The following is an 18,501-nucleotide window of genomic DNA, read 5'->3' as shown; positions in this document are numbered from 1 at the left end:
ATTTTTTGGGCAGTTGTCACAAACCCATCCTACAAAACCTGCCGTATAGTTTTTCGTATATCGGGATGATATTTTTGATATCGAACAAAGTGGCTTGTGTATACGCAGCTTCTTTCATGGTGTTGAGTCGGCTTTCATCGCGCAGCAATTCAATGGCAAAACTGCTCATGGCTGCGGTATCGCCTACGTCGGCCATAAACCCTGTTTGACCTTGAATATTGATTTCGCTTAATCCACCCGCATTGGTACTGATTACCACGGTTCTGGCTGCCATGGCTTCTAATGCGGCCAATCCAAAACTTTCGTATTCAGATGGCAATAAGAACACATCGCTTACTGCAAGAATATCTTCTATTTGTTCCTGTTTACCTAAGAACCGTACATCTTGTTCTACCCCCAACTCTCTCACCAATTCTTCACAAGCTGGTCTCTCTGGGCCATCGCCCACCATCAATAATTTGGAAGGCACTACTTTCTGAACAGCTGCAAATACTTTAATCACATCGGTCACTCTTTTCACTTTTCTAAAGTTACTCGCGTGCATTAATATTTTTTCACCATGTGGTGCAATCACTTTTCTAAATGCATCAATTGGTTTTTTATTGAAGCGGCTAACGTCTACAAAATTGTAAATGACTTCTATCTCTTTTTCAATTGCAAAGGATTGAAAGGTTTCATCGCGCAAGTTTTTTGATACCGCGGTGATGGCATCGCTTTCATTGATAGAGAAAGTAACTACAGGTTCATAGGTTTTATCCTTTCCTACTAGGGTAATATCTGTACCATGTAACGTAGTAATGAATGGTACATGTCTGCCTGTTTTCTTCTGTACAATTTGACGCGCCATATATGCTGCAGATGCGTGCGGAATAGCATAGTGCACATGCAACAAGTCCAAATCGTAATTCATGATTACGTCTACCATGGTACTGGCCAATGCTACTTCATAGGGAGGGTAGTCGAATAAAGGATAGGTAGGTACCCTCACTTCATGATAGAAGATATTCGTATTAAATACATTCAATCTCACGGGTTGCTGATACGTAATAAAATGGACCTGATGTCCTTCATCGGCCAAGGCTTTACCCAATTCGGTCGCCAAAACACCAGATCCACCAAATGTGGGATAACACACAATACCTATACGCATAAACTGCTAGATTAATCTATGTAAAGAACGGCTTTTTTTCGCTTTTGTTCGTTCCGTTCATCAAAGCATAACAAATCGATCAAATCGTTAACTTTAGCCAATGAAGCAATTATTTATTCTAGCCGCATTTATTCCAATGCTGGCTTCCGCTCAAAGCAATGCGGACTCGGTTTATATCAAGAAAATAAGTGATGAAATTATGCGCAATGGTAAGGCCCATGATTTATTGCGCGAACTCACTAAAGGAATTGGAGGCCGTTTAGCTGGTTCTGTTCAATATACAAAAGCAGTTCAGTGGGGCGAAGCATCCCTTAAAAAATTAGGGGCAGACAAAGTTTTTTTACAAGAATGCATGATGCCCAATTGGAAAAGAGGCGGCAAAGACTTGGCTGCTGTGGTATTACAGAACGGAAAAAAAACCAATCGTTCATTAGATGTATTGGCATTGGGTAATTCATTGGGTACGGGTGGTAAACCCTTGGTAGCTGAAGTAATTGCCGTGCAAGATTTTGATGAAATGGAGGCCAAGAAAGACCAATTGAAAGGTAAGATTGTATATTTCAACAATAAATTCAATCCAACCAATATTCAAACATTTAAATCATATGGAGAGGCAGGTCAATATAGAAGATCAGGCCCTAGCCGTGCTGCAAAATATGGCGCGGTTGGTGTAATGATTCGTTCTTTAACCGAAGCGACCGATAACAATCCACATACAGGTACAACAGGTTATGATGAAGCGTATCCTAAAATTCCAGCGATTGCTTTAGGCAATGAAGACGCTGATTATATTTGGTCTACTACACGAAATAGTTCCATTAAAGTTTCCATGACCACCAATGGTTCTTTTGGCCCAGATGTAGTGGGTCATTCAGTGGTGGCTGAATTAACGGGTACTGAATTTCCAAACGAATATATTACTGTAGGTGGTCATTTAGATAGTTGGGATGTAAATGAAGGCGCACACGATGATGGTGCGGGAATCGTACAAACCATCGAAATCATGCGTGCATTAAAAACATTGGGCTACAAGCCAAAAAGAACACTGCGCTTTGTATTATTTGCCAATGAAGAAAATGGCATGCGCGGTGGAAATAAATATGCAGAAGAAGCACAAAAAAATAAAGAGAAACATGTATTTGCTTTAGAATCTGATGCGGGGGGATTTACACCGCGAGGGTTTGGTTTCACCGTCTCTCCCGCGCAGTTAACTAAAATTCAAAACTGGTTGCCTTTGCTAAAACCTTATGGTACCGACTTCTTGCAAGCTGGTGGAGGTGGTGCAGATATTGGTCCACTCAATAAAACTTTTGGAACACCGATTGCTGGTTTGATGCCAGATAGCCAGCGTTATTTTGATATTCATCATGCTCGTTCTGATGTATTCGAAAACGTGAATAAAAGAGAATTGAATTTGGGTGCAGTGAATATGGCTGCATTAATCTACCTTGTTGATCAATACGGATTGTAATATGACAATGAAAAAATTTGCTTGGAGTGCTACTACCATAATCATTTTGTTGCTAGTTGCATTTATATATTGGCGTTTTTATTTTGTGTACTCAGAAGGTACCAAAGCTGGAATACTAAATACCTTTCAACAAAAGGGATTCGTATTTAAAACCTATGAAGGCAATTTAATTCAGAGTGGGTTTAAGGCCAATGTGCAAAGCAATGAATTTGTGTTTAGTGTAGTAGATGAAAAAGTAGCCAATGTATTGAATCAAAATTCAGGCAGAGAAATTAATGTGCATTATAAACGCTACTTAGGTGCATTGCCTTGGCGTGGTGTAGAAAAATATATTGTAGACAGCATCTTAGAAGTAAGAGGCGTAGGCAATGAAACCATCATTGCGCCGAAGAACCAATGATGCATGTGCAGCGATGGTGCGAGTTTATTTATTTAAGCCTGTATTAAAAAGATTACCGGAATTTTATGAAGTTCCGGTATTTTTTTTGCCCAATCTTTTACCGTTTTAGTTACAATTATTTCGTCAGGGGCCGTAATATTTTTAGCAATACAAATGCGGGTTTCTGGCTTACAACATTGTAAAAGTTCTGCCAATAATTGATTGTTTCTATATGGGGTTTCAATAAAAATATGCGTGCATTGATTTTTTAATGAATCTTCTTCGAGTGCTTTTATTTTTTTCTTTTTCTCTAAAGAGTCAATGGGTAAGTATCCATTGAATTGAAAGCACTGTCCATTCATTCCACTGGCCATTAATGCCATTAGGATGGAGCTGGGCCCAACCAAGGGTGTCACTTTAAAACCCTTTGCCTGTGCGGCTTCTACCAAGATTTGTCCTGGATCTGCAATGCCTGGGCAACCCGCTTCACTTACAATTCCAATGGTATGTCCTTTTTCTAATGCTTCAATGAATGCTTTGGTAACTGCGTTTTCTGCTTTATGTATGGTATGCCATTGGTAATTGTCTATCACCATTTCTTTCCAAAGCTTTTTAAAAAAACGACGGGTGGTTTTTTCGTTCTCTACAAAAAATACCGAACAGGTTTTTATTGCCTCAGTTATATATGCAGGAATTGTGTGCAAAGCATCTTCGTGCAATACCGTTGGGATTAAAATGACTTTACCCGTTTTTACTGATGGATTGTTCAAGGGCTTCTTTCTTTAGTGGGTAAATGCTTAAAGTGGCAGCAACTACTGCATAAGTAGGGGCTAAGATCCAACCAATAATGGGTAAAAAATGAAACAAGTAAAATACGATTCCATTGCCCATGGCAAGCCCTTTATGTGCACTCACAAATGCGATACTTTCTGCTTCCGATTTTTTATGTCTTTCCATACTATAATCTAACATAGAGAAACCATAATAATAGCATTCTAATAACAATGCTAAAAATGGAGTTAACCAGCCAACTACAGGAATCAAACTAAGAAAGATAATACTGAGTAAGTATACTGTTTGCCACAAGCTATTGCGCACAGAAAGTTTTACGCCTCTGATTATATCTTTGATAAACTGCTCTTTATTAAAAGGGAAATCTTTTTGTTCAATGATGGCTTCTGTTTTTTCACTTAAATAAGCAAACAAGGGGGAGCCTACTATCAGGAATAAAAATTTAAATAAGGAAAAGTAAAAAAGCATGAGCAGAATCCATAAGAGCATGCTTCCCATCGTAAATAAGAATCCTAAAAATCCATTGTCGATTGTATCTAGCCAGCCTTTTAAGCCTGTTTTAAGTGCAATCCACTCAATGGCATTATTGGCACTCTGACTAAAGAAGAACATGCCAGTAATAAACAATAGCATATACAATAAGCCTGGCACAATAATCCATTTCCACAATTTATTGGCTTTTATAAATTGATGTGCTTTACCGTATGCTTGAATGGATATAATAATTTCTTTTAGCAATCAGGGGGTTTTTGCCAAAGATAACAAATAGCAATCTAAAACTTGGGACAGTTAACTGGTCTATCTGTATTTGGTCTTCTGATATAAATTAATGAGACTTCTATTCCTCCTCTATTCATAGAAGCTGTTCTTAATGAAGAGGCATTGTAATCGTAAGTTGCCCCTATTCTTAAATTATTAAATTCTATACCGATATAGGGGATGATAGCATCTCTCCATCGCATCCATCCTCCCACATATAAACTAGTTGGATTGTCTTGATTGGGAGTGGCATTTAACTGCAATGCACCTCCAAATATGGTTTGACTTGCTTTTGCTTGAAAGCTTTGTGATCCACTCAAATGCATAGTAATCGTTTGGCTTAATGGAAAATAAGCGCCAACATGAATATTAGTCCTAGGTTTTAATAAATATTCAGCACCAGTGAATGTTTGCTTTGGCTGATTAATATGATATAGGCTTATTCCGAAGTAAAAATTATTTCGATCGTTGGTACTTCCGTTATACAATAAGCCTGCATTTAAATCTACATAATTCGATTTTAGATTACTTGCATTAAATATCTCAGAGGTAATGCGTGTAAAACCCGCTGTAGTTAACTGATCTTCAAAATTCAGACTGTTGGTATTGATGAGCATATTGGCATAAGTGGCTTGTACGCCCAATCCAATTTGATGCATTCCATCTTCATCTAAACTTTTATGATAAGCCGTGGAAATACTTCCATAATTAAATTTTACTGCCCCATTACTACTGTTGTCGTTCAAAGCCATGAATCCTACTCCCCATGCATCTCCTGTAGCCATTTTGTTTGGCATTACCTGAAAATCTATAGAGGCCGTGCCTGTCGTAAATGCATTATTGATGGTAGGCCATTGATTCCGGTAATTTCCTGCAACTCTATAAGTTCCAAAAAATTTTCCGGTAAATGCTGGATTTAATGTAAGCGGCGAAGAGAAGAATTGCGAAAAATGCGGATCTTGTGCAGTAGCTACCACAGCAAAAACCATCCCCACCCACAAAAGCATTACTTTGCGCATACGCCAAACTTGGTCTTAAAGATACAAATTAAACTATGCTTGCAGCTTTGAGCCAAATGCTAGGTCACCTGCATCGCCTAAACCTGGAACGATATAAGATTTTGCAGTTAATTCCTCGTCTATATCTCCGCACCAGATGGTGATATCATCTCCACATTCTCTTTCTAAATATTCAATGCCTACTGAACAGGCAATGGCCACTACCACGTGAAATGATGCTGGCTTTCCCTCAGCTTTCATATGCTGAATGGTTTTTACCACCGATGCGCCTGTTGCCAACATAGGGTCTGAAATAATCACTACACGGTTATTCAAATCGGGACAGCTCATGTATTCCATACTGATTTCGAAACTACCATCGCGATGATGTTTTCTATATGCTGAAACAAATGCATTGTCGGCTTTATCAAAATAATTCAGCATGCCTGTATGCATGGGTAATCCAGCCCTTAATATCGTGGCCAATACTGGTTGCGCGGCTAATACCTTACTTTCATGGATTCCTAATGGGGTAGGGATTTCCTTTGTTTCCCAAGGCAATTGCTTGCTTATTTCAAATGCAGCTACTTCTGCAATGCGCTCTAAATTTCTTCTGAAACGCATGCGGTCGCCTTGTACTTCTACATTTCTTAACTCAGATACCCAGTTGCTTAGCAGGCTATGCTGCTCACTTAAATTGATGACCATTAGATAGTATTGAGTTGCGAAAATACGAGTTTATAGAAATGCAAACCGATCTCCGTCGAATATTCCTTTATCACTCAATTTTAAATGGGGTATCACCAAAAGCGCCATAAAACTCAATGTCATAAATGGGGCACTTAATGGGCTTCCCAAACTTTTGGCCATGGCATCAATGGCTGTATATTTTTTAGCCACTTCAAATCCATCTTCCGTACTCATTAGTCCTGCAACAGGCAAGGGTAGTACTAAAGTTTCATTATTGCCATCTACGCAGCTTACTCCTCCTTCAGCTGCAATAACCGCATTGATGGCTGCTGCTATTGCTTCATCGGTTGCACCCACCGCAACGATATTGTGGCTATCATGTGCTACCGTGGAGGCGATGGCGCCGGTACGGAAGCCAAAATTTTTAATAAATGATTTTGCAACCGGCGCCATATGGTATCGATTCACCACAACCATTTTTAATATATCATCAGCGGTATTGCTAACAAAGCAATCATTGATAACGGTTGCGGGCAAATACAATTTGTTCGTAATGAGTTGTCCATCCAATGCTTCAATAACAGGAATAAGTCCATCTTGATTGGGGTAGGATGCGATTGGTACCGCTAAATCAACTTCATTAACGGGCGCGCAGGTAAACTGATTGATGGGGGTTGCTGCAACGGATTGGATGAGTGATTGGCGCGATGTTGCGGGTGTTGCAGTTGATGCAGTTGGCGCGGATGAAGCTGATTTTTCATCAGTAGTTAAAAGCGCTTGCCCGTCAATATAGGTTTGCAATACCTTGAAATGAGTCAAGTCTTCTACAATAATAAAATCAGCGGGGTCTCCCACGCGTAGCGTTCCTATATTTAAGTTATAGTGTTTTACTGGATTAATGCAGGCTGCTTTCAACACATTAAATACATCCAAACTTTTGGCCACCGCTCTTGCACACAATTGATTGATATGCCCTTCCACTAAACTATCTGGATGTTTATCATCGCTACAAAGCATAACCATATTTGGATGGTCATCTATCAGTTCGGCCAAGGCTTCAAAATTTTTAGCAGCACTTCCTTCGCGTATAATGATTTTCATCCCGTAGGATAATTTATCTACGGCTTCTTCTAAAGTAAAGCATTCATGGTCGGTTGAAATGCCTGCTTCTATATATTGTTTGGCCATTGCCCCGGTAAGGCCGGGGGCGTGCCCATCCACGGGCTTACCGGCCCGGTGTGCTGCTGCAATTTTTTTCATGACTTCGGGGTCATTGTGCAGCACGCCGGGGAAGTTCATCATTTCACTTAAGTACTTAATATCATCTGAGGCAAGTAGTGTTTCAATATCATCACTATTTAGTGCTGCACCTGCTGTTTCAAATACAGTGGCGGGTACACAACTGGGTGCGCCAAAATTAAATTTGAAAGGAACTTGCTTGCCATTGTTAATCATGAATTGTACGCCCTCCATGCCACATACATTGGCAATTTCATGTGGATCACTCACTGTGCCAACTGTTCCATGCAATACGGCAATTCGCGCAAATTCGCTAGGAATCAGCATGCTGCTTTCAATATGTACATGGCTGTCTATAAAACCAGGCATTAAAAAACCTTTGGTAATGGTATCCCCAGAATTAATAGCTTCTATTCGCGTAATAATTTTATTTTCAACAAAAACTTTTGCAGGATAAATCTGCTTTTGATAAATATCAACTAGCTGAGCAGTTAAGGTAAATTTCATAAGCTAATATAGCTTAACAAATGGGAATATTTTTAAACAGGCTTTTTGGTTTCGTCAATTACTTTATGAATTACCTGGTCTAATTGTTTGGCAGCAATTTCTAATTGTTCCATTAAAGTAATTTTTTCCTCTTCACTAATATTCATTTTTAGGATATTCAATATTCCTAAAATATCTGTTAATGGGCCACGTACCTGATGACTTTGGTTCCAAACTATTTTTCTTAGTTTTTCATCTGTCTTTTTTTGTTTGGTAATATCTGTTTTTATAGCCAGGAAATTAATGATTCTACCTTCATCGTCTTTTACAGGTGATATGATTACATCTTCCCAAAACGTGGTGCCGTTTTTCTTTCTATTTAAAAATTCACCACGCCAGGTGCCCCCAGATTTGATGGTGTTCCACATTGCTTTGTAATCTTCTTTTTTGGTATATCCCGAATTAAGAATTCTGGGATTATGTCCAATCACTTCTTCTTCTGTATACCCTGTTATAGCTAAGAATTGCTGGTTTACATAAATTAGGTCGCCATCTAAATTGGTAATCACAATGCTCGAAGTACTCTGTTCAACTGCGTGTGAGAGCCTTAATAATTGATCATTCTCTAACTTTTTTTCTGTAATATCTCTTGCTACCATCATAAATCGTTCGTCTTCAACAGATTTATGTTTAATCGGTGTTAAGGTTAATTCAAACCAACTCTTTCCTTGCGGCACATCTAATTGATATTGTAGTCCATTTGAATATCCTTTTTGTAAGGTTTCTTCTAGCGCAATGTCTATAACCACTGCTGCTTCTTTAGGTAATATTTCATGGTATCCCTTTCCTAAAAACGATTCAGGGGATGAATATAGCATATCTGATGACTGAGAATGAAAATCATAAATAACTTTATCTGCTCCTATTTCGAAAACGAGGAAAGGAATGGCCTTTAAAATCGCTTCCTGTTTTTGTGCCAGTTTTTCTATTTTTTCAAGGGCAATTTTTTGCTCCGTAATATTAGCTGTAAAACCATACGCAGCAATTGAACCGTCTGGCAATTTTTCAGGGGTTGATCTAGAATAGATCCATTGAATAGGCTTTCCTGGTAAGCATACCCTATATTCTAAAATAAACTCTGTTAAATGCTGGGAAGCATATTCTATTGTTTCAACCATTTTTGGCAGGTCCTCTGGATGGATTACTTTGACGATAGGATCAAAGCTTTCGCGAACATCTTCTGGGTCACAATCAAATATATTTTTTATCCCAATAGAAGCAATAGGAAGACAGTAGGAACCATCGGGACGTCGAACAAACTGATAGATCATATCAGGCAAATGCTTGGAGAGTTTAACGAACTCTTCTGCTTCTATTTGTCCCATTTGGTGCATTTGCCGATTATTGAATTATGTTGACCGATGATTGTGCATATTTAAATATACCGTAAATTACTTGCTAAACATTGTGGTTTTAAAAAAATATATTTCGATATGAGAAAAATATTCTTAATCATGCTTATGTTGTTTACAGCAACATTAGTAGACGCACAAAAAAAAGAACGAGTAAAACAAGTTGCTCCGCCGAAAGACGATCAGTCTGATCAATTACTATCTAAAGTAAAATACCGCTCCATCGGACCTTATAGAGGTGGAAGAAGCGCTGCGGTTGCGGGTAGTTACAAAAACAGAACTACCTTTTATTTCGGTGCAACTGGTGGTGGTGTTTGGAAAACCACTGATGGTGGCAGTAACTGGAAGAATATTTCAGACAAATATTTCGGTGGTACTATGGGTGCAGTGGCTGTTGCGCCAAGTGATGAATCTGTTGTGTATGCGGGAGAAGGAGAGAATACCATGAGAGGCAATGTAGCCGAGGGTTTAGGCGGTGTATGGCGTAGTTCAGATGCTGGAAGAACTTGGAAAAATATTGGACTAAATGATGGAAGACATATTATTCGTTTAGTGGTTCATCCACGTGATCCAAACACAGTTTGGGCTGCTGTGATGGGACATTTATTTGGACCCAATGAAGAAAGGGGGGTGTATAAAACAACAGACGGTGGAAAAACTTGGAAAAGAACTTTATACATCAATAACCAAACAGGTGCTTCTGATTTAGTAATGGAGCCTGGTAATCCTGATGTTTTTTATGCAGGAATGTGGAGAGTGATTAGAACACCGTATAGTATGGAGAGTGGTGGTGAAGGAAGTGGTTTATATAAGAGCACCGATGGTGGAGAAACATGGGTTCCATTGATTAATAAAAAAGGAATGCCGAAGGGCTTATGGGGTATTGTGGGTGTGGCTGTAGCTCCGTCTAATCCAGAAAAAGTTTACGCAATCATTGAAAACAGCAATGGTGGTTTATATAAGAGCGAAGATGCCGGTGAAACTTGGTCATTAACTAGTAATGATAATAATATTCGTCAACGAGCTTGGTATTATACTAAAGTATATGTTGATCCCAAAAATGAAAATTTGGTTTACTGTCCTAATGTAAACTTCATGAAGAGTACAGATGGTGGTAGAACCTTTCAATCCATCAATACGCCGCATGGAGATCACCACGATTTGTGGATAGATCCAGAAGATGGAAAACGAATGATTGTTGCAGATGATGGTGGTGCGCAAGTGAGTTTTGATGGGGGAAACAATTGGAGCACGATGGACAATCAACCTACTGGTCAATACTATCGCGTAACTACTGACAATTCTGTTCCATATAGAATCTTAGGTGCTCAGCAAGACAATTCTACTGTACGTATTAAAAGTAGAACCAATGGTGCTGGAATTACTTCTAGAGATTGGGATGTAACAGCAGGTTCAGAAAGTGGTCATGTGGTTGCAGATCCTTTGAATCCAGAGATTGTTTATGGAGGAAACTATGGTGGATATTTATCAAGACTCGATCATCGTACTGGAGAAAATAGAGCCATCAATGTTTGGCCTGATAATCCAATGGGTGCTGGTGCTGATGTATTGAAATACCGTTTCCAATGGAATTTTCCTATTTTCTTTTCACCGCATAATCCTAAAAGATTATATACTGCAGGCAACCATTTATTTGTAACAGAAAATGAAGGACAAAGTTGGCAAATGATTAGTCCTGATTTAACAACCAACGATAAATCAAAACAAGGTCCTAGTGGTGGACCTATTACCAAAGACAATACCTCTGTAGAGTATTATTCAACCATTTTTGCGGCAACAGAATCTGCATTAGAAAAAGATGTTCTTTGGACGGGAAGTGATGATGGACTGATTCATGTTAGTATGGATGGAGGTAAAAATTGGACTAATGTTACCCCGCCAGAAGCTGGAAAATGGATGATGTGGAATTGTATTGAAACAGATCCTTTTAGAAAGGGAACTGCATTTTTTGCAGGAACAAAATATAAGTTGGATGACTACACACCTTATTTATTCAAAACCACTGACTATGGTAAAACCTGGACAAAAATAACTACTGGTATTAATAATATGCATTTTACTCGTGCAATTAGAGCTGATAGAAAGGTACAAGGTTTATTATATACTGGTACCGAATTTGGCATGTATATTAGTTACAATGATGGTTTAAGCTGGAAACCATTTCAGTTAAATCTTCCTATTGTGCCCATCACCGATATAGCTTTAAAAGACAATGACCTAATTGTTGCAACGCAGGGTCGTTCTTTCTGGGTGATTGATGATTTGACGATTGTACAACAAAAAAATGCTGTTATCTTAGAAAAAAGTTTACATGTATTTCCAGTAAATGATAGTTATAGAACTGAAGGTGGCGGAAGAAGAAGGCGTGGTGCTGCGGCAACAGAACCCAATGCAGGTGCTAATCCTCCACAGGGGACTGTAATTAACTTTTATTTGAAGGGTGTAACAGATAGTTCAAAATTATCCATTACCATAATGGACAAAAAAGGTAAACCAATTAAAACCTTCAGCAGCTTTACAAAAACAGCGGAAGATCAAATTGAAATTAGTGAAGGAGTAAATCAATTTGTGTGGGATCAAAACTATCCGCCTGCAGAAAGAGCTGATGGTATGATTTTATGGAACGGAGGTATTGGCTATGCTAAAGCTGCTCCAGGTAAATACACTGCAAAACTGAAATATGGTAATGACTCAACAGAAATCAGTTTTGTTATTAAGCCTAATCCAGTATATTCCGCAACAGAAGCAGATTATGATGAACAAGTATCTTTCTTATTATCTGTTCGTGATAAATTTAATGAGGTACAAAAAGCGATTAAAAATATTCGTACAGTAAGAACACAAATAAGTGATTTAACCACAAGAATTGATGCTAAGGCTAATAAGGAGCTAAAGCAATATGCAGACAGCATCAGCAAACAATTAACTGCTATTGAAGAAGCGTTATATCAAACAAAAGCGAAAAGTGGTCAAGATGTGTTAAACTTCCCTATTCGATTGAATGATAAAATTGCCGGTTTGTATGGAGTGGCGTCGAGTGGGCAAAATGCTCCTAGCAAACAAGTACGCGAAGCATTTGCAGAATTAGGTGGTCAGGCAAATGAACAATTAATCAAGCTTAGCAAAATCATGGACATCGATATTAGGCAGTTAAATAAAATGATCAACGACAAACAGGTTCCTGTGATTGGCGTTAAATAAATTATTTATAAATTAAACCAATAGTTCAACTTGAACACGAGCGCTCTGTTTCTACTTTTAAATAAAGGCGATGTAAAATAATTGTCTGTATAAACTAGAAACAGATCGCTCATTGGTTTAAATCGATACTGCAATCTGCTATTGATATTAATATTGTTTCGTTGCGTATTGTATTGAAAAAAAGTAGTCCAGAAAACTTTGGTAGAAAAATTGATTTCAGTTCTTTGTGAAATCAAGAATAATTCCGTAGACCCATAGGGGTCGGGAAATTCTAATTTATTGTATTGAAAATTGAGGTCTAAATTGGTATTCGGAAGTTTCCTAAAGGTAATGCCAGCAGATAAACTTCGATTGGTTCCGTTATAAAATCCCCCTGTTCCTCCACTTACCCTGAAACTAAATGGTCTTCTAAAATCGGACCGATAATTCACTTCCAAGTTTTGGTATCTGTACTTATTTATTGGCAATGGGGTTGCACCGGTAAATGATATGGGGAATAGTAAGTCTACTTCTGAATCGTTAATTCCATAACTAAATCTTGAAGTATTTCTGAATTCTATACTGTTACTAAAACTGGTATTGCGTTCATTAAAACTATTATCTTGGTTAAAGACGATATAGTTTTCTAACTCAAATCTAATTCCGATTAATTTCCCTTTTGTAGGAATAATTTTATACTCTGCACTGGTGTAAGAATGTTTAAATCCGACTCTTACTAAGGTGTCTCTGGCTGCATCATAGTTTTCTATTCTTTCAATGAAGCCCATATCTGCATAATAGTTTGTTCCTAAATTGGTAAGGTCTTGAACAAATCCAAAATTTCGACTATTGTAAGACATACCCATACTATAGTAGGCATTATCTTTTTTAATTCCTGGTTTAAACGACTGATGATATGTAGCCCATGCCCCCCATTTTCCTTCTAAATCTGAATAATTATATTCTATACCTGCATTTCTACTAAAAGCATCTAAGGGATTTGCCGCTTTCTCTGCATCAGTCATGAAATTGGCTCGATTCAAGAAATACCCCTTTATGACTGAACGATTAAATACACGCTGATCAACAGACAAAGCGGTGTAATTTTCTGGAGCATAGTCACCCTGTCTGCCTGTTTGCATATTCATGAAACCAATACGTGTTTTCTTGGCAATATTTCCAGTAACACGAGCTCCAAAAAGAATGGGTATTTTATTTCCGTTTTTATCTAACCCAATTCTTCTAGAATAAAACGGTCTGATTGGGTCAATACCATAGCTTGAAAACAAATCGGCATTTTCTAAGAAGAAGGTTCTTCTTTCAGGAAAGAAGATATTGAATCGAGTTAAGTTGGTTACCTGTCTATCTACTTCAATTTGAGAAAAATCGGGGTTTACCGTAAGATCTAAGTTAAGGGATGATGTGAGCCCTATTTTTGCGTCAAAACCTGTATTGGGTTTGGCATTTATTGGATCTCCATTGAATCTATTTTCAGTTACTTCTGTAGTTACAAAAGGCACAAATACAGTATTGGCTCCTGGCTTTGGTGGAGCATCCTCCCATACCAAGGCACCAGTGTAACCAACATCATGTGAGGCAAAATTTACTGGCACATTGGTCCAAGTAGAATATTCATTGGTTTTTGTGTCTACTCTAACAAAATTAATACCCCATAATTTTTTATCAGCTGGATAACGAATTGATTTAAAAGGGATAGCCATTTCAGCAGTCCAACGATCGCCATATCTTTTTGTTTCAGAAAACCAGGTTTGATCCCAACTGAATGAAACCCCATCTCCACCAGATATTAATTGGTCTTCACTTTGCGCATTATAAGCATTTACAACAAAGAAAAAGCCATTGTTACGGGTATTTACTGGATCAAGTACGAGTGCTACACAATCGTTCCCATCGTGGCCAATATCTCTTTTAAGACTTTGTATAAATACTTTACCTGAATCGTATGCTGTATAAGCTACATACAAAAATTTATCATCATAAGCTGTTTGAACAACGGTTGAATGTTTAGCCTTTTTTTTGTCGTCGGGATATTTCTCCCAAAACGAACTCACTTTTTGTGCTCTACTCCAAACTTCTTCATCAAAAATACCGTCAACTTTAATTGGACTATTGGTTTTAGCGATCTTGATTTGATAATCCTTTTGGAAAGTTTCTCCATTCCTTAATTGCCCAAAAGATTGGAAATATAAAACACTTAAACACATTAATATAAATACTCTCATAAACTACATGGCCTTGTAAGGAACAGTTTTAGCCAACGCAAATTTGATTTAAATTATACAAGTAAGCCTTAATAATTTGCTTAATGGCAGAATGAACGGATAAACGAAAACTCAATCTTCCTTAAAAAGATCTGGTCTTCTTGTTTTTGTCCTTTCCAAAGATTGCTCAAAACGCCAGTCTTCTACTTTTTTGGGGTCACCTTGTAGTAATATTTCGGGAACTTTCATCCCTCTAAAATCAGCTGGACGGGTATATACTGGTGGGGCTAATAGATTGTCTTGAAAAGAATCGGTTAAGGCAGAGGTTTCATCACTTAGAACACCTGGAATTAGCCTTCCGATTGCATCAACAACCACTGCTGCAGCCAATTCTCCACCGCTTAATACATAGTCTCCAATAGAAATTTCCATTGTTACAAACTGGTCCCTGATTCTTTGATCAATTCCTTTATAATGCCCACAAATAATTAATAGATTTTGCAACATTGATAGTTGATTGGCCATCGGTTGGTCAAATGTTTTACCATCTGGAGTCATATAAATGATAGCATCGTAAGTAGTAGTTTGTTGTAATTCTTCAATTGCATTGGCCAATGGCTCGCACATTAATACCATACCTGCACCTCCGCCGAAAGGATAATCGTCTACCTGTGCGTGTTTATTGATGGCCCATTTTCGAAGATTATGCGTACGAACCGTAAGCAATCCCTTGTCTTGTGCCCTTTTCATGATGCTATGACTAAAGGGGCCATCCAATAAGGCAGGCACCACTGTGATTATATCAATAGTCATCATATTTAAGTTTTAATATCAAAATTTAATCCATGAATTCTTCCAAATCTCTTCGATCCCTTTTAGTAGGCCTCCCTACTTTACTTAAACGTTTACCAGTATGAAAACTTGAAGCTTCAAATTTGATTCTATCTAACTCTTCTGCAGGAGTAATGTCTATATAGTGTTTAATAGCTTCTGGATAAGCTGCTCTAGAATGTAATAATCCAGTTACTTTAATTACCCATTTTTTGGCTTCTGTCTTCACTTCATATTCATCCCCAATAGCAACTACTCTAGATGATTTGACAGAGTCTCCATTGTATTTAACTTTCCCTTTGCTGCATGCGTCTCCTGCCTGACTTCTTGTTTTAAAAAGCCTGATACTCCATAAGTATTTATCAATCCGAAGTTTCTCTTTTTCAGCGGCCATAATTATGCTTTCATTTCTGCAAAAAAGCGATGGAAGTATGGAATAGTCTCAATGCCTTTGTAATAGTTTTCTAAATTGTATTTTTCGTTAGGACTGTGCAGGTTGTCGCTATCTAATCCGAATCCTAAAAAGACAATTTTTAAACCTAATTCCTTTTCAAATAAAGCACAAATTGGAATGCTTCCGCCGCCTCTAACAGGGATAGGTTCTTTTCCAAAACAGGTTTCTACTGCTTTTGCTGCAGCTTTATATTCAATGGAATCGATTGGTGTCATGTATGGCTCTCCTCCATGGTGCTCAGTTGCTTTAACAGAAACGCCAGCAGGTGCAATACTTTGGAAATAATCCAAAACTTTTTTAGTAATCACTTCTGATGATTGATTGGGTACTAATCTGCAAGAAATCTTTGCTGAAGCCTTTGAGGGTAATACTGTTTTTGCACCTTCTCCTGTATAACCTCCCCAAATACCATTCACTTCTAATGTTGGACGAATGCCAGTTCTTTCATTTGTTGTGTAACCCTTTTCCCCCCATAATTCGTTAATCCCTAAATCTGCTTTATACGCTAGTTCGTCAAATGGTGCTTTGGCCATTTTTTCTCTTTCAGCAGGTGTTGCCGCTATTACATCATCATAAAAACCAGGGATAGTAATATGATTATTTTCATCGTGACAAGAAGCAATCATTTGTGCTAATATGGTAATAGGGTTGGCTACAGCTCCGCCATAAACACCGCTATGTAAATCTCTATTGGCAGCAGTAATTTCTAGTTCAATGTAACTTAGTCCTCTTACACCAATATCAATAGAGGGATTTTCCATGCTTAACATAGATGTGTCTGAGATTAATATTACATCAGCCTTTAAAAGCTCCTTATTCGCCTTAACAAACTCCGCTAAATTAGGACTGCCAATTTCTTCTTCTCCTTCTATTAAAAATTTGATATTGGTATAAAAAGAATTGGTTTTAGAAAAAGTTTCCAATGCTTTTACATGCATATAAAACTGTCCCTTATCGTCTGCTGATCCTCTAGCATAAATCTTTCCTTCTTTAATAACGGGTTCAAATGGCCCGCTATGCCAAAGTTCTAATGGGTCGGCAGGTTGAACATCATAATGGCCGTATACTAAAACGGTTGGTTTGTTTGGGTCAATTATTTTTTCTGCATACACAATAGGGTGCCCTGCAGTTGGATAAATCGTTACCGTATCTGCTCCAGCTTCTGCTAATCTTTGTTTTACAACTTCTGCACAACGCAGCATATCTGCTTTATTTTCAGACCGGGCACTAATGCTGGGTATTTTTAGTAGGTCGATTAGTTCTTCTAAAAATTCCGATTTGTGCTCTTCTTGGTATTGTTTCCAGCTATCCATTTTATAAAAATTTGAGCCTGCAAGTTACCATTTTAGCCTTGCTTGGCAATACGGTGTTTTTGATTAGAAACTATATTATTTAAGTTCCAATTTAGTTGCTCTTTAAATGGCTGCACCCGAACGGAACAATCATCTTTGGTGCAGATTGCACAACTAAAATCTAAACAACCATCTGTATGTACAAATAGTTCAATTGAATCCCCAAAATTGGTTTTGATTAAATTTGATAATTCGTCAATTTCATGATGCGCTTCATGAATGTTCAAAAACCAGGGAAGCGTTAAATGACAGTCTATATGAAGTAAATCGCCATATTTGATTACCCTAAGGTTGTGGAGATCAATCCAATTGGGTTTTTTGGATACATTTAAGACTTGAATGAATTTCTTTAATATTTCTTCATCGGCTTCATCCATGATGCCTGCCAATGATTTACGTAAAATGCTATATCCATTATACATAATCCATCCACTCAAGGCCAATGCAATTACTTTGTCTATCCAATAAAGCTTAGTTAAATACATTAATACAATAGCAATTAAAATACCCAATGTTGAATAAGTGTCTATTTGCAAATGCTTTCCACTGCTTTCAAGCGCTAATGAATTATTTTTCCTGCCGATTCTAATGCAATAAGCGCCTGCCAAATAATTCAATACAGCAGTTACACCTATCAGCCACATTCCATGATCTAATTGCTGAACAGCGTGTTTGGATAAAATAGTTGAAATGGTTTCATAGATGATTAGTATTCCAGCTGCAATAATTAAACTTCCCTCTGCTGCTGCCGAAATAAATTCTGCCTTTCCGTGACCATAGGGGTGATCATCGTCTCTAGGTTTTGCTGCAACGTACAAGCTATATAAGCCTATAAAACCAGCCACTATATTCACTATGCTTTCTAAGGCATCTGATAAAATGGCCAATGAAGTGGTTAGATAATAAGCGGTTATTTTGAGGATAAACAATACTACACTTAGTGCAGTTACCCACTTTTGGACTAGAAAATTCTGTTTACTTTCATACATAAAAGCTTTATTTAGTGGGTATTATTTAAAATTCCATTATTTTTAACATTCAAATTTGGGTATTTTATTTGGAAAC

General features: G+C 37.8%; 15 protein-coding genes. 3 read left to right on the top strand and 12 right to left on the bottom strand.

What is annotated here, in order from left to right; all coding sequences use genetic code 11:
- Positions 1-16: 16 nt before the first annotated feature.
- Complete coding sequence (bshA, locus tag ACTIEI_RS01130; protein ID WP_439504435.1) at positions 17-1,150, bottom strand: N-acetyl-alpha-D-glucosaminyl L-malate synthase BshA; 1,134 nt, start codon at positions 1,148-1,150, stop codon at positions 17-19.
- A 100-nt stretch (positions 1,151-1,250) separates the two neighbouring features.
- Here bshA and ACTIEI_RS01125 point away from each other — a divergent pair, with 100 nt between their 5' ends.
- Together ACTIEI_RS01125 and ACTIEI_RS01120 are read left to right on the top strand one after the other, a co-directional pair.
- Entirely contained in the window at positions 1,251-2,621 is a 1,371-nt protein-coding gene (locus tag ACTIEI_RS01125) for a M20/M25/M40 family metallo-hydrolase (protein WP_439504434.1), read from the top strand.
- A gap of 7 nt (positions 2,622-2,628) precedes the next feature.
- Entirely contained in the window at positions 2,629-3,021 is a 393-nt protein-coding gene (locus tag ACTIEI_RS01120; RefSeq protein WP_439504433.1) for a hypothetical protein, read from the top strand.
- A 32-nt stretch (positions 3,022-3,053) separates the two neighbouring features.
- On the opposite strand, the gene ACTIEI_RS01115 is transcribed toward ACTIEI_RS01120, so the two are convergent.
- The 6 genes from ACTIEI_RS01115 to ACTIEI_RS01090 are packed head-to-tail and all read right to left on the bottom strand — an operon-like array spanning position 3,054 to position 9,349.
- Entirely contained in the window at positions 3,054-3,770 is a 717-nt protein-coding gene (locus ACTIEI_RS01115) for an SAM-dependent methyltransferase (RefSeq protein ID WP_439504432.1), read from the bottom strand.
- Positions 3,742-4,530, bottom strand: a complete 789-nt coding sequence (locus tag ACTIEI_RS01110; RefSeq protein WP_439504431.1) for an EI24 domain-containing protein — start codon at positions 4,528-4,530, stop codon at positions 3,742-3,744. The genes ACTIEI_RS01115 and ACTIEI_RS01110 overlap by 29 nt, the downstream gene beginning before the upstream one ends.
- Before the next feature lie 35 nt (positions 4,531-4,565).
- Positions 4,566-5,570: a PorP/SprF family type IX secretion system membrane protein gene (locus ACTIEI_RS01105; RefSeq protein ID WP_439504430.1), complete on the bottom strand. Its 1,005-nt coding sequence runs from the start codon at positions 5,568-5,570 to the stop codon at positions 4,566-4,568.
- A gap of 33 nt (positions 5,571-5,603) precedes the next feature.
- Positions 5,604-6,257: a uracil phosphoribosyltransferase gene (gene upp, locus ACTIEI_RS01100; protein ID WP_439504429.1), complete on the bottom strand. Its 654-nt coding sequence runs from the start codon at positions 6,255-6,257 to the stop codon at positions 5,604-5,606.
- A 30-nt stretch (positions 6,258-6,287) separates the two neighbouring features.
- Positions 6,288-7,985, bottom strand: a complete 1,698-nt coding sequence (gene ade / locus ACTIEI_RS01095) for an adenine deaminase (protein WP_439504428.1) — start codon at positions 7,983-7,985, stop codon at positions 6,288-6,290.
- 32 nt (positions 7,986-8,017) lie between these two features.
- Positions 8,018-9,349 carry a PAS domain S-box protein gene (locus tag ACTIEI_RS01090; protein ID WP_439504427.1) on the bottom strand — a complete coding sequence of 444 codons (1,332 nt, stop codon included), beginning with the start codon at positions 9,347-9,349 and terminating at the stop codon, positions 8,018-8,020.
- A gap of 108 nt (positions 9,350-9,457) precedes the next feature.
- Between ACTIEI_RS01090 and ACTIEI_RS01085 the strand changes: the two genes are divergently transcribed.
- Positions 9,458-12,598: a WD40/YVTN/BNR-like repeat-containing protein gene (locus tag ACTIEI_RS01085; RefSeq protein WP_439504426.1), complete on the top strand. Its 3,141-nt coding sequence runs from the start codon at positions 9,458-9,460 to the stop codon at positions 12,596-12,598.
- Positions 12,599-12,603: 5 nt separating this feature from the next.
- On the opposite strand, the gene ACTIEI_RS01080 is transcribed toward ACTIEI_RS01085, so the two are convergent.
- The 5 genes from ACTIEI_RS01080 to ACTIEI_RS01060 all read right to left on the bottom strand — a co-directional run bounded on the left by ACTIEI_RS01080 (position 12,604) and on the right by ACTIEI_RS01060 (position 18,425).
- Complete coding sequence (locus ACTIEI_RS01080; RefSeq protein WP_439504425.1) at positions 12,604-14,820, bottom strand: DUF5916 domain-containing protein; 2,217 nt, start codon at positions 14,818-14,820, stop codon at positions 12,604-12,606.
- Positions 14,821-14,931: 111 nt separating this feature from the next.
- Positions 14,932-15,615, bottom strand: a complete 684-nt coding sequence (trmD, locus tag ACTIEI_RS01075) for a tRNA (guanosine(37)-N1)-methyltransferase TrmD (RefSeq protein ID WP_439504424.1) — start codon at positions 15,613-15,615, stop codon at positions 14,932-14,934.
- 22 nt (positions 15,616-15,637) lie between these two features.
- Complete coding sequence (locus ACTIEI_RS01070) at positions 15,638-16,024, bottom strand: RNA-binding S4 domain-containing protein (protein ID WP_439504423.1); 387 nt, start codon at positions 16,022-16,024, stop codon at positions 15,638-15,640.
- Between the two features lie 2 nt (positions 16,025-16,026).
- Entirely contained in the window at positions 16,027-17,397 is a 1,371-nt protein-coding gene (locus ACTIEI_RS01065; protein WP_439504422.1) for a dipeptidase, read from the bottom strand.
- A 32-nt stretch (positions 17,398-17,429) separates the two neighbouring features.
- A complete protein-coding gene (locus tag ACTIEI_RS01060; RefSeq protein ID WP_439504421.1) occupies positions 17,430-18,425 on the bottom strand; it encodes a cation diffusion facilitator family transporter in 996 nt (331 codons plus the stop codon).
- Positions 18,426-18,501 lie beyond the last annotated feature (76 nt).

It is taken from the genome of Sediminibacterium sp. (assembly GCF_051860225.1).
Lineage (GTDB): Bacteria > Bacteroidota > Bacteroidia > Chitinophagales > Chitinophagaceae > Sediminibacterium.
The sequence above is the reverse complement of the archived record's forward strand: the minus strand, read 5'-3'. Positions and strand labels throughout refer to the sequence as shown.